This window comes from Streptomyces cellostaticus (assembly GCF_001513965.1).
In the GTDB taxonomy this organism is placed as follows: domain Bacteria; phylum Actinomycetota; class Actinomycetes; order Streptomycetales; family Streptomycetaceae; genus Streptomyces; species Streptomyces cellostaticus.
In genome coordinates, this window is record NZ_KQ948023.1 from 158,715 (window position 1) to 176,944 (window position 18,230).

An 18,230-nucleotide genomic window follows, 5' to 3' on the forward strand; every position below is an offset into this window, starting at 1 on the left:
CGGCTATCCGAGGTCGGGGGCGTGCATGGCACGGACGCCCTCGATGTTGCCGTCCAGATAGTGCCGCAGCGACAACGGGACGAGGTGGACGGAGGCGATGCCGACCCGGGTGAACGGGACGCGGACGATCTCGTACTCGCCCGTCGGCTCCTCGACTTCAGGGCCGTGCCGTAGTGAGGGGTCCATGGACTCCAGCCGGCAGACGAAGAAGTGCTGTACCTTCACGCCGGTCGCGCCGCCGTCCTCGCCGATGTGCTCCACGGTGTCCACGAAGCAGGGCACCACATCGGTGATCTTGGCGCCGAGCTCCTCGTACACCTCGCGGTGCAGGGCGTCGACGACGGTCGGGTCCTCGGGTTCGACCCCGCCACCGGGAGTGAGCCAGTAGGGGTCGACACCGGGCTTGGTGCGCTTGATCAGGATCAGGTCGTCACCGTCCAGGAGGACGGCACGGGCGGTGCGCTTGACCACGGGTCGGACGGTCATGGGAGAAATGTGGCCCGGCTGGTTCCACGTGAAACATCGCAAGGCGTCACCGGCCGAGCGCATCGCGTGAAACCCGGCAGAGGGGGCTCAGCACCAGGTCGCGGCCGCCCGCTGGAGCCACTCGTACGCCCGCGCGATATGGGGCATGGCGAGCGTGCCGGTACGCACGACCAGGAAATACGTGCGCAGCGGCGGCACCGCCGGGTCGTGCAGCGTGACGATCTCACCGCGGTCGAGGCCCGCCGCGCACAGATAGCGGGGCAGTACCGCCAGTCCGGCGCCGGCGATCACACAGGCGAGCACCGCGCGCAGATCGGGGACGATGACCATGCCCGAGGTGGCCGGGCGCGAGTCGAAGACGGAGGCCCAGTAGCGCGAGACCAAGGGCAGTGACTCGTGGACCTCGACGACGGGCAGGTTCTCCAGGGCGGGCGCCCCCTTGAGGCGCAGCGCTCCGGGTCCGATCCGCTCGGCCCAGCGCGGGGCGGCGACCAGCACGTGCTCCTCGTCGCAGAGCGGGGTGGCGGTCAGCAGGGCGCCGCGGGGCCTGGCTGTGCTGATGGCCAGGTCGTGGTGTCCGGCGGCCAGCCCTTCCAGCGTCTCCTCGGCGGTGCCGAAGCTGGCGCGCAGCGCGAAGCCCTGGCCGTCGTCGCCGGTCAGTTCCGTCAGGGCGGGAAGCGCGCGTTCGGCGGTGAACTCCGGGGGGCCGGCCAGGTGCAGCGTCCGTAACGAGGACTCGTCGTCCAGGCCGCTCTCGGCTATTTCCACCAGGGCGTCGAGGTGGGGCGCTGCCTTGTGGGCGAGTTCGTCGCCGATGGTCGTGGGGGTCACACCGCGGGCCTGCCGCAAGAACAGGGGGCGTCCCAGCTGACGCTCGAGGGTGCGGATCTGCGAGGTGACGGCTGGTTGGGAGAGGCCCAGCAGGGCGGCGGCGCGGGTGAAGGAACCGGCCCGGTGCACGGTGACGAAGGTGCGCAGCAAGGCCAGATCCATGGCATTTCCTCCCCTTTTCCCTGCCCTCCTCCGGCCCCCAGGCAGGCACCAACTATAAATAAGTCGATAGGTCTCTGTCGCTACCGTGATTGGACACTGACAGAGAGTCAACTAGCCTTGTTCGCGCGGTTCTTCGCGCGCGGAACCGAAGGCGGTCCGAGCCACGAGGGGGGAGGCTCGGACCGCCCTGAGAAGGCCTGCAGGCGGCCCTCGCGGTCACTCGGCGGACTCGTCCAAGGCGCGCAGGACGTCCGCCACCAGGTCCTCGGGGTCCTCGGCGCCGACGGACATGCGGATGAACCCCTCCGCGACCGCGTCTCCGCCCCAGCGACCGCGGCGTTCGGCCGTGGAGCGTACGCCGCCGAAGCTCGTCGCGTCCTCGACCAGGCGCAGCGCCGCCAGGAAACGCTCGGCACGCGCGCGCGTGGGCAGCGTGAAGGAGACCACGCAGCCATAGCGGCGCATCTGCTGCGAGGCGACCTTGTGCGAGGGGTCGTCGGGCAGTCCCGGATAGCGCAGCCCGGAGACCTCGGGCCGCTGCCGAAGAGCCTCGGCGACCGCGAGTGCGGTGGCATTCTGCCGCTCGACCCGCAGCTGGAGCGTGGCGATGGAGCGGTGCGCCAGCCAGGCCTCCATCGGCCCGGAGATCGCGCCGACGATCTTGCGCCAGCGACGTACGGCGGCCATCGCATCGGCGTCGCGCCCGGTGACGTAGCCCAGCAGGAGATCACCGTGCCCGGTCAGCTGCTTGGTGCCGCTGGCCACGGAGAAGTCGGCGCCCAGTTCCAGCGGCCGCTGCCCGAGCGGTGTGGCGAGGGTGTTGTCGACGGCCACCAGGGCGCCCCGCGCATGTGCGGCCTCCACCAGCCGCCGGATGTCGCACACGTCGAGCCCCGGGTTCGACGGCGACTCGATCCACAGCAGCCGGGCGCCGTCGAGGACCTCCAGCTGGGCGTCACCGCCGGTGGGCGCGGTGCGCACCTCGATGCCGTACGCCTCCAGCTGGGTGCGGACCAGAGGCAGCACCTGGTAGCCGTCCGAGGGCAGCACGACCACGTCACCGGCGCGCAGCTGGGAGAACAGCACCGCGGAGATCGCCGCCATGCCGGAGGCGAACACCAGCGTCTCGACGTCGTCCCGCCCGGGCGCCTCGAGCTCGCCGATGGCGCGCTCCAGCAGCGTCCAGGTGGGGTTGTCGTCACGGCCGTAGGAGTACGGTCCCGTCACCTCGCCCGGCAGATGGAAGTGCGCGGCGAACACCGGCCCGGGCAGGGTCGGCTCGTGCTTCACCGCCTCGGGCAGTCCCGCCCGTACCGCACGTGTGCCGTCGCCGGTGTGGTCCGCGTCCTTGGTGGCGTCGCTCATGCGGCCCGTCCCTCCAGTTGTTCCCGTACCGCGGCGAGCAGGCCGGTGCTCGCCGCCTCCACCATCTCAAGGCACTCCTCGAAGCCGTCCCTGCCGCCGTAGTACGGGTCCGGTACGTCGAGGTCGTCGCCGCCGATCGCGGGGTCGTACGCACGCAGCAGACGCACCTTGCGCGCGTCCTCCTCGGTGGGCGCGAGGCGGTGCAGGGCCTTGAGATGGCCGGCGTCGAGAGCGATCACGAGGTCGAGGCGGCCGAACCAGGAAGGCTGGAACCGGCGTGCCGTGTGGTCGGTGCCGTAGCCGTGTTCGTCGAGGACCGAGACGGTGCGCGGGTCGGCGGCCTCCCCCTCGTGCCAGCCGCCGGTGCCGGCGCTGTCGATCTCCACCAGGCCGTCGAGACCGGCCTCTTCGACGCGCGCGCGGAAGACGGATTCGGCCATGGGAGAGCGGCAGATGTTCCCCGTGCACACGAAACAGACGCGGTAGGTCATGGTGTGCTCAGTCCTCGTCGGGCAGGACGATGTGCAGCGCCCAGGAGACGACGGAGATGATCAGGCCGCCGACCACGGCCGTCCAGAAGCCCTCCACGTGGAAGCTCAGGTCGAGCTTGCCGCACACCCAGGACGTCAGCAGCAGCATCAGCGCGTTGACGACCAGGGTGATCAGCCCGAGGGTGAGAATGAACAGCGGAAAGGTGAGCACCTTCACGATCGGCTTGACCAGGAAGTTCACCAGGCCGAAGACCAGCGCGACGACGAGCAGCGTGCCGATCTTCTTGCCCGTGCTGTCACCGGTCAGGGTGATCTTGTCGAGCAGCCACACCGCGACCGCCAGGGCGCCCGCGTTGGCGATCGTCTTGACTACGAAATTCTTCATGTGTCTGATCGTGGCAGACCAGATCTACGGTGAGCAGTGGGGCGAGGACGGACAACGGCGATGAAGGCATTCCGGCTGGACGAACTGGAGGCGGAGCGCGCCGCCAACGAGGGGGCCTATCTTCAGTTCCTGCGGGAGCGGAACATGTCGGTCGGCCTGTACGCCCTGAACGCGGGCGAGCACGACCCGCAGAAGCCGCACAACCAGGACGAGGTGTACTTCGTCGTCAGCGGCCGGGCGTCGATCACGGTCGGCCTGGAGACGACCCAGGTGGGGCGGGGCAGTGTGGTGTACGTGCCGGCCGGCGTCGCCCACAAGTTCCACCACATCAGCGAGGATCTGAGGGTTCTGGTCGTCTTCTCTCCGCCTGAGGCCTGAGCCCCGGCCCAGGGTTCCCTAGGGGGCGGGTCAGGGGAGGACAAGGGATGCGAAGCCCCCGCGGGACCCCCTGGCGGCCCTAGCATCGAGTGCAGACATCGAGGACTGCGTCCACGAGAGCGTGCAGAACGCCCGTGAACGCAACGGAATGCAAAGGACGAGGGCAATGCGAGAGATCTTCGCGGGGCTGCCGTGGTGGGTGAAGTGGGTCGCGGTGCCGGTCATCGCCCTGGTCGTGTTCGGCAGCCTGATAGCGACCGTGGTGGGCTTCGTGATCGGCCTGCTCTTCAAGGCGCTGATCTTCGTCGCCCTGATCGGCGGACTGATCTACATCGTGCGGAAGTTCATGTCGAACTCCTCGTCGCGCAGTGACTGGTGAGGGCCCTGGGGGCCGGTGAGCGGTAACGGGATTCGCCGGTTCCCTCGGGCGAGGGAAGTTTCCCCGGCAGGCCGTCTGCATGCGGTGGCGGACGGTTAGAGTCCGGAACCCCACGCGGGGTCCGGGCCCCGCGGGAGGCGTACGTCCCCACCCGTGTTTCTCCGCACGGGCTGCCCCACCCACGCGCTTCGGGAGTGACCCTTGGCCACGGTTGACACCGCACCGGCAGAACCCCACGCACCCCCCACCCCGCCGCGCTCCTGCACACCTCCTGTGCAGCGGCCACCCGCCGCGGCCGTCCCCGGGCAACCGGGCTCCGCGGACGCCCCGGGGCAAGCGCCCGCCGCGACGCTCATCGGGTCCGTCCAGCGCGCGATGCGCCTGCTGGAGACCGTCGCGGCGCATGAGTACGGCGCTCCCGCCAAACAGCTCGCCCGCGAGACCGGTCTTGCCCTGCCCACGACGTATCACCTGTTGCGCACCCTTGTGCACGAGGGCTATCTGCGCCGTGAGAAAGGGCTGTTCTTCCTCGGCGACGCGGCCGAGCGGCTGAGTAGCAGCGGAGCGCAGCAGAAACGTCGCAGCACGGTGGCCGACACCCTTGCGCACTGGCGCGATTCCATCGGTGTACCGCTGTACTACGCGATGTACCGGGACGGCGAGATCGAGGTCATCTGCGTCTCCGACTCGCGGGAGACCCCGGCGGTCGAGGAGTGGGCCGACTTCCGCGAGACCGGGCATGCGCACGCGATCGGGCAGTGTCTGCTCTCCCAGCTGGACGAGGACGCCCGCCGCGACCACCTGGCCCGCTATCCCGTGCAGTCCATCACGCCGTACACCGTGCGAGACAACCACGCCCTGCTGCGCCGCCTGGCCAGAATGCCGCGGATGGAGCCGGTGGTGGAGCGTCAGGAGTACGCGCTCGGGACGGTCTGTGCTGCGATTCCGATCACCATCGGTGCCACGGCGGCCACGATGGCCCTTTCACTTCCCTCCCACCAGAGCGACCGGCTGTTGCCTGCCGCTCACCAGCTGCAGACCGAGATCGGGCGTCATCTGGGCTCGCTGGCACTCTCTATCAGTATCTGAAAACTCACTCCTTGTGATCTCTCGTGTACGTTGAGCAAGATTTGACCACGGTCGAAGGGGCTTAATCCCGGCCAATCGATGTCATACGACGGGGCAGGCGATGCGCGAATCCGTACAGGCAGAGGTCATGATGAGCTTTCTCGTGTCGGAGGAGCTGTCCTTCCGCATCCCGGTGGAGTTGCGCTACGAGACCTGTGATCCCTATGCCGTGCGGCTGACCTTCCATCTACCCGGCGACGCCCCGGTGACCTGGGCCTTCGGCCGCGAGCTGCTGATCGACGGGGTCGGGCGGCCGTGCGGGGAGGGCGATGTGCACATCGCGCCCGCCGACTCCGAGCTGCTGGGCGAGGTGCTGATCCGGCTTCAGGTCGGCGGCGACCAGGCCCTGTTCCGCTCCTCGGCGCCGCCGCTCGTGGCCTTCCTCGACCGCACGGACAAGCTGGTGCCGCTCGGCCAGGAAGGTGCTCTGGCCGACTTCGATGCTCATCTCGACGAGGCCCTGGACCGCATCCTGGCCGAGGAGCAGAGCGCCGGCTGAAGCGTTACGGCAACGGGGCGCCTGGGCGTTCCGCCGTGTCGCGTGGGACTGTGCAGGAACGCTTCTTCAGTGGGCTCCTGGGCCCCCGGGCGTCCCGGGGTCACCGCTTCCGGCGCCGGCCCCTGCCGCCGCGCGCCGGGGTGGGCTGGGCCCCTGCGGGGGCAGCCGTGTCCGGTCCGGGCCGGTCGGCGGAGACCACCAGGGCGGCGAGGGCGGTGGTGACCGGGACCGAGGCCACCAGGCCGATCGACCCCACCAGCGTGCGCACGATCTCCTCGGCCACCAGCTCGCTGTTGGCCACCGTGCCCACGCTGCTCTGCGCGATCGAGAACAGCAGCAACAGCGGCAGCGCGGCACCGGCGTAGGCGAGGACCAGGGTGTTGACCACCGAGGCGATGTGGTCGCGGCCGATGCGGATGCCCGCCCGGTACAGCCCGCGCCAGCCCATCGCCGGATTGGCCTCGTGCAGCTCCCAGACCGCCGATGTCTGGGTCACCGTCACGTCGTCCAGGACACCCAGCGAACCGATGATGACGCCGGCCAGCAGCAGACCGCTCATGTCGATCGACGGATACAGGCCGTGGATCAGGCCGGTGCTGTCGTCCGTGTTGCCGGTGAGCGCCGCCCAGTCGATGAACTCCGAGCCGAGAAAGCCGATCAGCAGGAGGGACGCCAGTGTGCCGAGCACCGCGACCGACGTACGGGCCGACAGCCCATGGCACATGTAGAGCGCGATGAGCATGATCGCGCTCGACCCGACGACGGCCACCAGCAGTGGGTTCGAGCCCTGCAGGATCGCGGGCAGGATGAAGAGCGTGAGCACCAGGAAGCTCACGGCCAGCGCGATCAGCGCCATGACACCGCGCATCCGGCCCACCACCACGACAGCGAGCGCGAAGATCCCCGCCAGCAGCGCCATCGGGAACTTCCGGTCCACATCCGTGACGGAGTACTGCAGATCCTTCGGCGCCGAGGGCTCGTAGGCGACCACGACCTGCTCGCCCTGGTGCAACTGCCGCGACTGGTCCGGCTGCACGATCTCGGTGAAGGTACGGCCCTTGTCCTTGCCGGTGTCGACCCGGACCGTCGCCTTCTTGCAGGTGCCCTTCGCCTCCTGCTGCGCCGAGTTTCCCTCGGCGGTGGAGGTGTCGCCGGTCGGGGTGTCGCCCGATGCGTTCACCGACTTGCAGCTCACCTCGACCACCTTGGTGACCGTGGCCTGCTGCGTCTGGCGGTCGAAACCGACGCCGGTGCGCTCGTGCGGCGGGGCTCCCCCGGGCCAGAGCACCGCCAGGCCGACCACGACCGCTGCAGCGAACGGGATCAGGATCGCGGCGATGACTTTGCGCAGATGCTTCGAGACGGGCGTGGCGGGGCCGTGGCTGTGGCTGTGACCATGCGAGCCGTGGCCGTGGCCGTGGCCGTGGCCGCCGCCTGGGCCCGGGTCATGCGGGTGCCCTTGCCCATGCCCATGTCTGGCCCCAGTGCCCTGGCCGAGCCCGTTACCGGCCGCATGACCGTCATGACCGTCATGACCGTTGTGGCCGGGTCCGCCGCCCTGTCCGGAGCCGCCTCGGCGGGGCGGCTCGGGCGGCGGGTACGGGTACTGCTCCGTCGTGGTCACCGCCCGATCATCGCAAGAACGACGGGGGCCCTCTGTTCACCGCGCCCGAATTGACGCTAGCGTGGAGGCACCTTTGCACACGCGGGAGCTCGGAGCACCGGGCTGAGAGGGCGCTGACCTCCGTATTCGCGATGTTTCACGTGGAACGACGTTTCACGGGAAACATCGGCAGACGGAAACCGCTGCGTCGACCGCCGAACCTGTTACCGGGTAATGCCGGCGTAGGGAGTAGGTCTCATGACCAACAAGGACGCACGCACGCCTGCCTCCGCCCAGGACGAGAAGTCCCAGGAGGCCGGGAAGTCCATCGGCTGGCACAAGGCGTACGTCGAGGGCACTCGCCCCGACCTGCGCGTGCCGGTCCGCCAGGTGCACCTCACCAACGGGCAGTCGGTCACGCTGTACGACACATCGGGCCCGTACACCGATCCACTCGTCGACACCGACGTCCGCAGGGGCCTGTCGCCGCTGCGGGAGAACTGGATCATCGCCCGCGGCGACACCGAGGAGTACGCGGGCCGTCCCGTCCGTCCTGAGGACGACGGGATCAAGCACACCTCGCCGCGCGGCGGGCTGCGCAACCTGGACGCGGTCTTCCCCGGGCGCCCGCGCCAGCCGCGCCGCGGCCGCGACGGCAAGGCGGTCACGCAGCTCGCGTACGCCCGCCGGGGCGAGATCACGCCCGAGATGGAGTTCGTGGCGCTCCGGGAGAACGTTTCCCCCGAGGTGGTCCGCGAGGAGATCGCGGCGGGCCGCGCGGTGCTGCCGGCCAACGTCAACCACCCGGAGATCGAGCCGATGATCATCGGCAAGCGGTTCCTGGTGAAGGTCAACGCCAACATCGGCAACTCCGCGGTGACGTCCTCCATCGAGGAGGAGGTGGAGAAGATGACTTGGGCGACCCGCTGGGGCGCCGACACGGTCATGGACCTCTCCACCGGCCGCAACATCCACACGACCCGCGAGTGGGTGCTGCGCAACTCCCCCGTCCCCATCGGCACGGTGCCGCTCTACCAGGCGCTGGAGAAGGTCGACGGCAGGGCCGAGGAACTGACCTGGGAGATCTACAAGGACACTGTCATCGAGCAGGCCGAGCAGGGCGTGGACTACATGACCGTCCACGCGGGCGTGCGCCTGCCGTACGTCCCGCTCACCGCCAACCGCAAGACCGGCATCGTCTCGCGCGGCGGCTCGATCATGGCCGCGTGGTGCCTGGCGCACCACAAGGAATCGTTCCTGTACGAGAACTTCGAGGAACTCTGCGAGATCCTCGCCGCCTACGACGTCACGTACTCGCTGGGCGACGGCCTGAGGCCGGGCTCGATCGCGGACGCCAACGATGAGGCCCAGTTCGCGGAGTTGCGCACGCTCGGGGAACTCAACACGATCGCCAAGCGTTTCAACGTACAGACCATGATCGAGGGCCCGGGGCACGTCCCGATGCACAAGATCAAGGAGAACATCGACCTTCAGCAGGAGATCTGCGATGAAGCTCCGTTCTATACGCTCGGCCCGCTGACGACGGACGTCGCGCCGGCGTACGACCACATCACCTCCGGCATCGGTGCCGCGATGATCGCCTGGTGGGGCACGGCGATGCTCTGCTACGTCACGCCCAAGGAACACTTGGGCCTGCCCAACCGTGACGACGTCAAGACCGGCGTCATCACCTACAAGATCGCCGCCCACGCAGCCGACCTCGCCAAGGGGCACCCGGGTGCGCAGGAGTGGGACGACGCGCTGTCCGACGCCCGTTTCGAGTTCCGGTGGGAGGACCAGTTCAACCTCGCCCTGGACCCGGACACGGCACGGGAGTTCCACGACGAGACCCTGCCGGCCGAGCCCGCCAAGACGGCCCACTTCTGCTCGATGTGCGGGCCGAAGTTCTGCAGCATGAAGATCTCGCAGGACATCCGTCGCGAACACGGCGGCAGCCGGGCCGAGATCGAGGCGGGCATGGTCCAGAAGTCGCAGGAGTTCGCGGCTTCGGGCAACCGGGTCTATCTGCCGATCGCCGACTGAGGTGCGTGCGGTGAACGCACTGCGGGGTGCGGCTGACCGGGGGTGACACGCCGGTTGGCCGCGCGGTCCGCCCCGTTCGGCTTGCGCCCCGCAGCGGGGCGCAAGCCGCGGGCTATTCCGGCTGGTGCTCCGGGCCGCCGAAGTCGGGGCTCGTGTAGTCCGGGCTGGTGAAGCTCGGGCGGCCGGAGGCCGAGCCGTCGTCGGGGCTGCTGAAGCCCGGCCGGTCGTAGCCGAGGCGCGGCATGCGGCTGGTCGGGGCCGGCGGGGTCGTGCCGTGCAGGGCTGCCGTGCCGGGCTGGGCGAGCGCGTCCCGCAGGAACGGCAGGATGCCGCGCTCCAGCAGGGCGTCCCGCCAGGCCTCTCTGGCCCCGGCCACCTTCTTGCTCGCCGCGTCATGGGCTTCGGCGTCCGCCGAGGCGCTGTTGCGCAGCGCGGTGAGCAGCAGCCCGATCGCTGCGACGAGGATCGCGGCCGCAGCCACGGCGCCGAAGACCCAGCCCGCGGTGAGCATCGTCTGGGCAAAGCCCTGGCCCGGGTCCAGCATCTTCAGGATGTAGCCGACGAGCAGGAAGATCGCGGCGGCGGTTCCGGCGAGGACGGGGGCCAGGACCGCGATTACGGCGGCGGCGCCCGCTCCGGCGGTCTCCGCCGTCTCGGTGGCCTCGCCGAGGGTGGTGGCGAGTCCCACCGCGCCCGAAGCCGGTTCCGCGGAACCGGAGTCGTGGACAGCCGAGGGGGCGGACGGCGCCGGGTGACGCAGTTCCTCGCGGACTTTCACGTAGTGCTGGTACTCGGTCGCCGCGGCCGCCGTGATGAGCGCGGTGGCGTTGAGCGCCATGGTGCGCAGTTGTTCGGGGTTGAGCCGCTGTCCGACAGCGGCCAGTTCCGGTCGGTGTGGTGCGGAGCGCAGCGCCTCATCGAGGATCCGCTCGAATTCCTGGCGGTCCTCGCTCAGCAGGTGCTGCGGAACGCTGTTCATGTGCATCCCCCGATGCTCCGTAGGGCTTGGGGCTCGCACACCGGCGAGCCGTCGGGCAGAAACGGAGGGGAGCCTGCTACGGATAAGCCGATGGTAGAGCCGTGACGGCACACGGTGACAGGGGGTTGCCGAAATTGCGTGCCGCCCTGCGCGCATCCCGTCGAAGACGCGCCTGGCCGGCGCATGCCCCGTGAATGCTCAGATATCCAGAGGCAGTTGCTCGACCAGCAGTTTTCCGGCCATGGTCACTCCACCATCCATGGCGATGGCGAGCCCGTCGGCGTAGACATGAGGTCCCTCGACCACGGGGCCGCCGCTCTCTTCGCCTTCCTCGGAGCCGACTTCGCCGAGCAGATAGGGAATGGGGCTGTGGCCGTGAACGACGCGGGTGCCGCCGTACGTATCGAGGAGGGAGCGCACGGCGTCGGCGCCGCCCTCGTCGCGGAAGGAGAAGCGCTTGGTGAACTTGCGGAACAGATCCCAGACCTCGTCCGCGTCGTTGCGGGTCAGCGCCTCGCGGACGGTGTCGTTGACCGCCTCGATCGAGTCGCCGTAGTCGAGGTAGGCGGTGGTGTCGGAGTGGATGAGCAGATACCCGTCGACCGCCTCGATGGCGTCGAGGCGGGCCATCCACTGCAGGTGGTGGTCCTGGAGACGGTCCATGTCGGTCTTCTGCCCGCCGTTGAGCAGCCAGGCCGCCTGGAAGGTGGCGGTACCCGCACCGGAGTGCACGGGGGTGTCGCCGAACCGCTTGGCGCCGAGCAGCAGCAGCTCGTGGTTGCCCATGAGTGCCTTGCAGTATCCGCCGGCCGCAGCCGCTTCGGCGGAGAGCCGCATCACCAGGTCGATGACGCCGATGCCGTCCGGGCCGCGGTCGGTGAAGTCTCCGAGGAACCACAGCCGGGCGGTGCCCGCGCACCACTGGCCCGAGGTGTCGATCAGCCCCTTCTCCTGCAGTGCGGTCACCAGTTCGTCGAGGTAGCCGTGGACGTCGCCGACGACATACAGCGGGCCGGGGCCCGTCGCGGGCTGCGGTGCCGGGGCGGCGGGGGCCGGGTCGACGGAGACCTGGAGGGTATCGCCGCGGTTGATGACGGGCAGGTCGCGCTGGGTGGGCGTGTAGCCCTCGGGATAGGCCTCGGCCCTGGGCGGGGCGGCGTCGGCGGGGTGGGTGTGGACGTACGGACCGGTCTCGTGGACGTACGCGGGTACCCGGAAGTCGCGCAACGTCGCCGTCCGCTCCACCTCGGGTCCCTGACCGGCCCCCTGAGTCATCCGACCCCTCCACCATCGCGCCGCAGCTGCACCGCTTCGGACTGCCTGGTCGCAGCGGCCCGCGGTGTCGTGGGCCCATCATAGGAATGCCCGTCGCGCCGTGTGATGACCCAGGGGTGGTGAATCAGAGCAAGACTCCGGTTCATCGCGGCTTTCGCCCCGTTTGGGCAGGGCTTCGACCGGCTGCCGGTCACCCGCCGGCCGCCCGGCGAGGCGCTCGGCCGGCCACCGCAGCCTGCACCGAGCCGTGCGAACCGGGGCGGCCGACCCGTGGGAACCGGGTGACCGACCCCTGCGCATCGGGCGGCCGCCCCCGTGCGCACAGGGCCGCGAGCGCCCGTGCACCGGGCGGCCGGGCCGGGCTCGGAGGGCGGCCGGACCGGCCCCACCGAGCATCCCGGTCGCGCGTCGCCGCGCCCCTACCCTTCCTCCGGAGCCCGCGGTGGGCTGACGGTCGTCCGCGGGGGACGCCGCTGGGACGAGGTACGCACGATCAGTTCGGTCGGTATCACCTGTTCGACGGGCTGGTCCGACTCGACGCCCTCGATGGCGTCGATGAGGAGCTGGACCACGGCCGTGCCGATCCGGCGCGGTTTCAGGGAGAGCGTGGTGATGGGCGGCTCGGTGTTGGCGTACACCGTGGACTCGCTGCAGCACACGAGCAGCAGGTCGTCCGGGACACGCAGGCCGTAGCGCCGGGCGGCGGCGAGCAGGTCGGTGCCGTTGGGGTCGAAGAGTCCGTAGACGGCGTCCGGCCGGTCGGGCCGGGCGAGCAGTCGGTCGGCGGCGACGGCGCCCGCGCACGGGTCGTGCGCCGGGTAGGCCTCGTAGACGGGGTCCTGGCCCACCCGCTCGCACCAGCGCAGGTAGGCGGTGGTCGACAGGTGGGTGTACGTGTCCGTCGTCGTGCCCGTGAGCAGGCCGATCCGGCGGGCGCCCGCGTCGGCGAGGTGGTCGAGGATGCCCAGTACGGCGGCCTCGTGGTCGTTGTCGACCCACGCGGTGACCGGGAGCGAGCCGGCCGGGCGGCCGTCGGAGACGACCGGTAAACCCTGGCGGACCAGCTCGCTGACGACCGGGTCCTGGTCGGAGGGGTCGATGACGACCGTGCCGTCCAGGGCCACGTTCGACCACACGTCGTGGCGGGAGGTCGCGGGCAGGATGACGAGGGCATAGCCGCGCGCGAGCGCGGCTGAGGTGGCGGCCCGGGCCATCTCGGCGAAGTACGCGAACTCCGTGAAGGTGAAAGGTTCATCCCCGTACGTCGTCACGGTCAGGCCGATCAGTCCCGACTTGCCCGTACGGAGGGTGCGGGCGGCGGCCGAGGGGCGGTACCCCAGCCGGTCGGCGACCTCGCGGACATGGCGCCGGGTGGCATCCGGGAGCCGCCCTTTGCCGTTGAGGGCGTCGGAGACGGTCGTGATGGAGACTCCGGCGGCGGCGGCCACGTCTCTGATGCCCGCCCGGCCCGGCCGACTGCCTCGACGTGAGGTTTCCGCGCGGCTCACCTGGTGCTTCCCTGCTGCTGTCATGGCGAGCCGATAGTAGGGCTCATGCGGTGGGGTAGTGCGGACGCATATGCACGCGTTGACAGGCACGTTTCTGCATGGTCATAAAGGGATAACTGCTTTAGAAAGCAAGGCAGTTGAGCGCTCCCATGCCAAGACGTGACTTGTCGACGCGCATGGGCCTGCCAAGTGTCCGATGTCTCGAAGAGGTCTCAACTCACCTTCACGAGGGATGCGCGCTACGGCGTGAGCCACCGGCGCATAGATATATGTACGGCGCGCCCCCCGATACGTACGCCTTCGTGCATTGATGCCCCTGATGCCTCTGGGAGTGATGAGGTTCGCCTCTTGCTGTCCCGCACCTGTACGCAGGGGCGCCGAATCCTCATAAGGTGAGGAGTATTGGAAGCCGGCGGCGTTGACGGTCCGCCGGTGGTCGCGAGGAGGACTGCGGTGAGCGAGACGAGCCCCAAGCTGCGCGCCGAGCTGGAGGGTATCCCCACCTACAAGCCGGGCAAGCCTGCCGCTGCCGGCGGGCCGGTCGCCTACAAGCTGTCCTCCAACGAGAACCCGTATCCACCGCTGCCCGGCGTGATGGAGAGCGTGACCGCGGCGGCCTCCAACTTCAACCGCTACCCGGACATGGCCTGCGCCGGGCTGATGAACGAGCTGTCGGAGCGCTTCGGCGTCCCGCTCTCCCACCTGGCCACCGGCACCGGCTCCGTGGGCGTCGCCCAGCAGCTGATCCAGGCCACCAGCGGACCCGGCGACGAGGTGATCTACGCCTGGCGGTCCTTCGAGGCCTACCCGATCATCACGCAGATCAGCGGCGCCCGGGCGGTGCAGGTTCCGCTCACGCCGGGCGATGTGCACGACCTGGACGCGATGGCGGACGCGATCACCGACCGGACGCGTCTGATCTTCGTCTGCAACCCCAACAACCCGACCGGCACGGTGGTGCGGCGGGCCGAGCTGGAGCGGTTCCTCGACCGGGTGCCGGGCGATGTGCTGGTGGTGCTGGACGAGGCCTACCGGGAGTTCATCCGTGACCCCGAGGTGCCCGACGGGGTCGAGCTGTACCGGAAGCGGCCCAACGTCTGCGTTCTGCGCACGTTCTCCAAGGCCTATGGCCTGGCCGGGCTGCGCGTCGGTTTCGCGATCGGCCATGAGCCGGTGGCGGCGGCGCTGCGCAAGACGGCGGTGCCCTTCGGTGTCAGCCAGCTCGCACAGGAAGCGGCGATCGCCTCGCTGCGGGCCGAGGACGAGCTGATGGGCCGGGTCGGCTCGTTGGTGTGCGAGCGCAAGCGCGTGGTCGACGCGCTGCGTGCCCTGGGATGGACGGTGCCGGAGACCCAGGCCAACTTCGTGTGGCTGCGGCTGGGGGAGCGCACGGTCGCGTTCGCGGCGGCCTGCGAGGAGCACGGTGTGGTGGTCCGGCCGTTCCCGGGCGAGGGTGTGCGGGTGACGATCGGGGAGACCGAGGCGAACGACATCTTCCTGAAGGTGGCGGAAGGGTTCCGCAAGGAGCTGTAACTCCAGTCGGCGGGCAGGTAGCCCTACTCGTCGATCAGTTCCACGCGTACAGGGTTGCCGTCCCGAACGGTCGCCAGAACAGCGGCGTCCCCGTCCACGCTTCCGAGGACGTTGCACGGGCTCGCGAGGCGGCACTCGTCGCCTCGCGAGATCGGTGTGGGTCCGTAGGGGAGGGCGAGGGCGTCGCCGTCCGTCCAGAAGGCCACTGTGCCGGGCTCCACGACCTGACGGGCGTCCGTTTCACGTGAAACAGACACACCCGTGTCGAAATAGACTTCCTGGCCCCAGGTGTGGGCGGTGGAGACGAGTGGCAGCGCCTTGCCGAGGGCCTGTGTGGTCGGCGTGTTCTCGAGGGTCGCGATGAGGTGGCCGGCAGGCCACGAGATCCGTATCTGCATGGAGCGCAATTCAACAATATGTTGAAGTCGCTGCCAAGGTCTTGACTCGAAGGCGAAGGGGGGACCCCCCTTCTGTTGCCGAAAATCAGTGCGTCATAATGGCTTGTGAATGTGAACGCGTTCACAAGCGCGTCCGGTTGCTCCTGTGATGTGCGTGACAAAAGGGGTAAACCGCTCGCTAGCACGGCGAAGTTAGGAGCTGACGACGTGGATTTGGCTTTGGCGCCGGAGACGCTGGCGCGCTGGCAGTTCGGCATCACCACCGTCTATCACTTCCTGTTCGTTCCGCTGACGATCTCCCTGGCCGCCCTCACGGCCGGGCTGCAGACGGCCTGGGTACGCACGGAGAACGAGAAGTACCTCAGGGCGACGAAGTTCTGGGGCAAGCTTTTCCTGATCAACATTGCGATGGGTGTGGTCACCGGCATCGTGCAGGAGTTCCAGTTCGGCATGAACTGGTCGGACTACTCACGCTTCGTCGGTGACATCTTCGGCGCCCCGCTCGCCTTCGAGGCCCTGATCGCGTTCTTCTTCGAGTCCACCTTCATCGGCCTGTGGATCTTCGGCTGGGACAAGCTGCCCAAGAAGATCCATCTCGCCTGCATATGGATGGTCTCGATCGGCACGATCCTGTCGGCCTACTTCATCCTCGCGGCCAACTCCTGGATGCAGCACCCCGTCGGCTACAAGATCGACAAGGCGAGGGGGCGCGCCGAGCTGACCGACTTCTGGGCCGTGCTGACCCAGAACACCGCGCTCAGCCAGGCCTTCCACACCCTGTCGGCGGCCTTCCTGACCGGCGGCGCCTTCATGGTGGGCATCGCCGCCTACCACCTGGCCCGCAAGAAGCACATCCGCGAGATGAAGACCTCGCTGCGGCTCGGCCTGGTCACCGTGGTCATCGCCGGTCTGCTCACCGCGGTCAGCGGTGACGTGCTCGGCAAGGTCATGTTCAAACAGCAGCCGATGAAGATGGCGGCCGCCGAGGCGCTGTGGGACGGCCAGAAGCCGGCGCCGTTCTCGATCTTCGCCTACGGCGACGTGGACAAGGGCCACAACACCGTCGCGATAGAGATCCCGGGCCTGCTGTCCTTCCTCGCCAACGACGACTTCACCTCGTATGTCCCCGGCATCAACGACGTGAACAAGTCCGAGCAGCAGAAGTTCGGGCCCGGCGACTACCGGCCCAACATCCCGGTGGCCTTCTGGGGCTTCCGTTGGATGATCGGCTTCGGCATGGCCTCCTTCGCCATCGGTCTCGCCGGGCTCTGGCTGACCCGCAAGAAGTTCATGCTGCCCAAGCACCTGAGGGTCGGCGACGACGAGGTGCCGCACCTGGTCCTGTTCAAGTACAAGGCGCTCGGCCCGAAGCTGACCACCTGGTACTGGCGCATCGCGATCTGGACCCTGGCCTTCCCGCTGATCGCCAACTCCTGGGGCTGGATCTTCACCGAGATGGGCCGTCAGCCGTGGGTCGTCTACGGCGTCCTGCAGACCCGGGACGCGGTCTCCCCCGGTGTCTCCCAGGGCGAGATCCTCACCTCGATGATCGTCTTCACCACGCTGTACGCGATCCTCGCCGTGATCGAGGTCAAGCTGCTCGTGAAGTACGTCAAGGCCGGCCCGCCCGAGCTGACAGAGGCCGACCTCAACCCGCCCACGAAGATCGGCGGCGACACTCGTGACGCCGACAAGCCGATGGCCTTCTCGTACTAGGCCGAGGGGACAGTCATGGAACTTCACGACGTCTGGTTCGTCCTGATCGCCGTCCTGTGGACCGGCTACTTCTTCCTGGAGGGTTTCGACTTCGGAGTCGGCATCCTCACCAAGCTGCTGGCCCGGAACCGGCCCGAGCGCCGGGTGCTGATCAACACCATCGGGCCCGTCTGGGACGGCAACGAGGTGTGGCTGCTCACGGCGGGCGGTGCCACCTTCGCCGCTTTCCCCGAGTGGTACGCCACCCTCTTCTCCGGCTTCTACCTGCCCCTGCTGGTCATCCTGGTCTGCCTGATCGTCCGGGGCGTCGCCTTCGAGTACCGGGCGAAGCGGCCCGAGGAGAACTGGCAGCGCAACTGGGAGACGGCCATCTTCTGGACCTCGCTCATCCCGGCGTTCCTGTGGGGCGTGGCCTTCGGGAACATCGTGCGGGGCGTGAAGATCGACCAGCACTTCGAGTACGTCGGCAGCCTCGGGGACCTGTTCAACCCCTACGCCGTGCTCGGCGGTCTGGTGACGCTCACCCTGTTCACCTTCCACGGAGCGGTGTTCACCGCGCTCAAGACGGTGGGTGACATCCGGCTGCGGGCGCGCAGGCTGGCGTTGTGGGTCGGTCTCGTCACTGCTGTTCTGGCCCTCGGCTTCCTGCTCTGGACGCAGGCCCACAGCGGGGACGACAAGAGCCTGGTGGCCCTGATCGTCGCGGTTGTAGCCCTGGTGGCCGCTCTGGTGGCCAATCAGGCGGGGCGCGAGGGCTGGGCATTCGCGCTGTCCGGTCTGACCATCGTGGCGTCCGTGGCGATGTTGTTCCTGTCGCTCTTCCCGAACGTCATGCCGTCCACGCTCAACGGGGACTGGAGCCTCACCGTCACCAACGCCTCGTCGAGCCCGTACACCCTGAAGATCATGACGTGGTGCGCGGCCATCGCCACGCCGCTCGTCCTGCTGTACCAGAGCTGGACCTACTGGGTGTTCCGCAAGCGGATCGGTACGCAGCACATCGCTCCTGACGCTGCCGGCGCCGCACACTGAGTCCGCCGAGGGTGTGTTTCACGTGAAACACACCCTCTG

At 68.9% G+C, this 18,230-nt stretch carries 18 protein-coding genes; 8 read left to right on the plus strand and 10 right to left on the minus strand.

Translation table 11 applies throughout. The features are described from left to right. Nucleotides 1–3: 3 nt before the first annotated feature. From AQI88_RS19135 to AQI88_RS19155, 5 genes are all read right to left on the minus strand, one after another. On the minus strand, nucleotides 4–486 hold the full coding sequence (locus AQI88_RS19135) for an NUDIX domain-containing protein (RefSeq protein WP_067000487.1): 483 nt from the start codon (nucleotides 484–486) through the stop codon (nucleotides 4–6). 87 nt (nucleotides 487–573) lie between these two features. Further along, the gene (locus AQI88_RS19140; RefSeq protein WP_067000489.1) at nucleotides 574–1,479 is read right to left on the minus strand and encodes a LysR family transcriptional regulator; all 906 of its coding nucleotides are present in this window, start codon (nucleotides 1,477–1,479) and stop codon (nucleotides 574–576) included. Nucleotides 1,480–1,695: 216 nt separating this feature from the next. After that, a complete protein-coding gene (locus tag AQI88_RS19145; protein ID WP_067000492.1) occupies nucleotides 1,696–2,844 on the minus strand; it encodes a cystathionine gamma-lyase in 1,149 nt (382 codons plus the stop codon). Further along, on the minus strand, nucleotides 2,841–3,335 hold the full coding sequence (locus tag AQI88_RS19150; protein WP_067000496.1) for a low molecular weight protein-tyrosine-phosphatase: 495 nt from the start codon (nucleotides 3,333–3,335) through the stop codon (nucleotides 2,841–2,843). The genes AQI88_RS19145 and AQI88_RS19150 overlap by 4 nt, the downstream gene beginning before the upstream one ends. Before the next feature lie 7 nt (nucleotides 3,336–3,342). Then, on the minus strand, nucleotides 3,343–3,720 hold the full coding sequence (locus AQI88_RS19155; RefSeq protein ID WP_067000497.1) for a phage holin family protein: 378 nt from the start codon (nucleotides 3,718–3,720) through the stop codon (nucleotides 3,343–3,345). Nucleotides 3,721–3,780: 60 nt separating this feature from the next. Here AQI88_RS19155 and AQI88_RS19160 point away from each other — a divergent pair, with 60 nt between their 5' ends. The 4 genes from AQI88_RS19160 to AQI88_RS19175 all read left to right on the plus strand — a co-directional run bounded on the left by AQI88_RS19160 (nucleotide 3,781) and on the right by AQI88_RS19175 (nucleotide 6,104). Beyond that, complete coding sequence (locus tag AQI88_RS19160; protein WP_067000498.1) at nucleotides 3,781–4,098, plus strand: cupin domain-containing protein; 318 nt, start codon at nucleotides 3,781–3,783, stop codon at nucleotides 4,096–4,098. Between the two features lie 166 nt (nucleotides 4,099–4,264). Then, the gene (locus tag AQI88_RS19165; protein WP_067000501.1) at nucleotides 4,265–4,477 is read left to right on the plus strand and encodes a DUF5326 family protein; all 213 of its coding nucleotides are present in this window, start codon (nucleotides 4,265–4,267) and stop codon (nucleotides 4,475–4,477) included. A gap of 201 nt (nucleotides 4,478–4,678) precedes the next feature. Next, complete coding sequence (locus AQI88_RS19170) at nucleotides 4,679–5,566, plus strand: IclR family transcriptional regulator (RefSeq protein ID WP_244184219.1); 888 nt, start codon at nucleotides 4,679–4,681, stop codon at nucleotides 5,564–5,566. A gap of 100 nt (nucleotides 5,567–5,666) precedes the next feature. Then, nucleotides 5,667–6,104, plus strand: a complete 438-nt coding sequence (locus AQI88_RS19175) for an SsgA family sporulation/cell division regulator (RefSeq protein WP_067000511.1) — start codon at nucleotides 5,667–5,669, stop codon at nucleotides 6,102–6,104. A gap of 100 nt (nucleotides 6,105–6,204) precedes the next feature. Here AQI88_RS19175 and AQI88_RS19180 read toward each other — a convergent pair whose 3' ends face one another. After that, nucleotides 6,205–7,728: a YibE/F family protein gene (locus tag AQI88_RS19180; RefSeq protein ID WP_067000514.1), complete on the minus strand. Its 1,524-nt coding sequence runs from the start codon at nucleotides 7,726–7,728 to the stop codon at nucleotides 6,205–6,207. Nucleotides 7,729–7,965: 237 nt separating this feature from the next. Here AQI88_RS19180 and thiC point away from each other — a divergent pair, with 237 nt between their 5' ends. Beyond that, nucleotides 7,966–9,750: a phosphomethylpyrimidine synthase ThiC gene (thiC, locus tag AQI88_RS19185; protein ID WP_067000518.1), complete on the plus strand. Its 1,785-nt coding sequence runs from the start codon at nucleotides 7,966–7,968 to the stop codon at nucleotides 9,748–9,750. A gap of 112 nt (nucleotides 9,751–9,862) precedes the next feature. Here the strand turns inward: thiC and AQI88_RS19190 are convergent, their stop codons facing one another. From AQI88_RS19190 to AQI88_RS19200, 3 genes are all read right to left on the minus strand, one after another. Beyond that, entirely contained in the window at nucleotides 9,863–10,735 is an 873-nt protein-coding gene (locus AQI88_RS19190) for a hypothetical protein (RefSeq protein ID WP_067000521.1), read from the minus strand. Nucleotides 10,736–10,927: 192 nt separating this feature from the next. After that, nucleotides 10,928–12,004, minus strand: coding sequence for a metallophosphoesterase (locus tag AQI88_RS19195; RefSeq protein ID WP_067000524.1), 1,077 nt, complete (start codon nucleotides 12,002–12,004; stop codon nucleotides 10,928–10,930). 419 nt (nucleotides 12,005–12,423) lie between these two features. After that, nucleotides 12,424–13,536 carry a LacI family DNA-binding transcriptional regulator gene (locus AQI88_RS19200; RefSeq protein ID WP_079057660.1) on the minus strand — a complete coding sequence of 371 codons (1,113 nt, stop codon included), beginning with the start codon at nucleotides 13,534–13,536 and terminating at the stop codon, nucleotides 12,424–12,426. 429 nt (nucleotides 13,537–13,965) lie between these two features. Here AQI88_RS19200 and hisC point away from each other — a divergent pair, with 429 nt between their 5' ends. Beyond that, complete coding sequence (hisC, locus tag AQI88_RS19205) at nucleotides 13,966–15,045, plus strand: histidinol-phosphate transaminase (RefSeq protein WP_067000530.1); 1,080 nt, start codon at nucleotides 13,966–13,968, stop codon at nucleotides 15,043–15,045. A gap of 23 nt (nucleotides 15,046–15,068) precedes the next feature. Here hisC and AQI88_RS19210 read toward each other — a convergent pair whose 3' ends face one another. Then, nucleotides 15,069–15,443, minus strand: coding sequence for a cyclophilin-like fold protein (locus AQI88_RS19210; RefSeq protein ID WP_067000533.1), 375 nt, complete (start codon nucleotides 15,441–15,443; stop codon nucleotides 15,069–15,071). Nucleotides 15,444–15,650: 207 nt separating this feature from the next. Between AQI88_RS19210 and AQI88_RS19215 the strand changes: the two genes are divergently transcribed. Both AQI88_RS19215 and cydB read left to right on the plus strand, forming a co-directional pair. Continuing rightward, entirely contained in the window at nucleotides 15,651–17,159 is a 1,509-nt protein-coding gene (locus AQI88_RS19215) for a cytochrome ubiquinol oxidase subunit I (protein ID WP_067000536.1), read from the plus strand. 15 nt (nucleotides 17,160–17,174) lie between these two features. Next, nucleotides 17,175–18,191 (plus strand): cytochrome d ubiquinol oxidase subunit II, encoded by a 1,017-nt coding sequence (gene cydB, locus AQI88_RS19220; RefSeq protein ID WP_067000538.1) that lies wholly within the window; start codon nucleotides 17,175–17,177, stop codon nucleotides 18,189–18,191. Nucleotides 18,192–18,230: the final 39 nt, after the last annotated feature.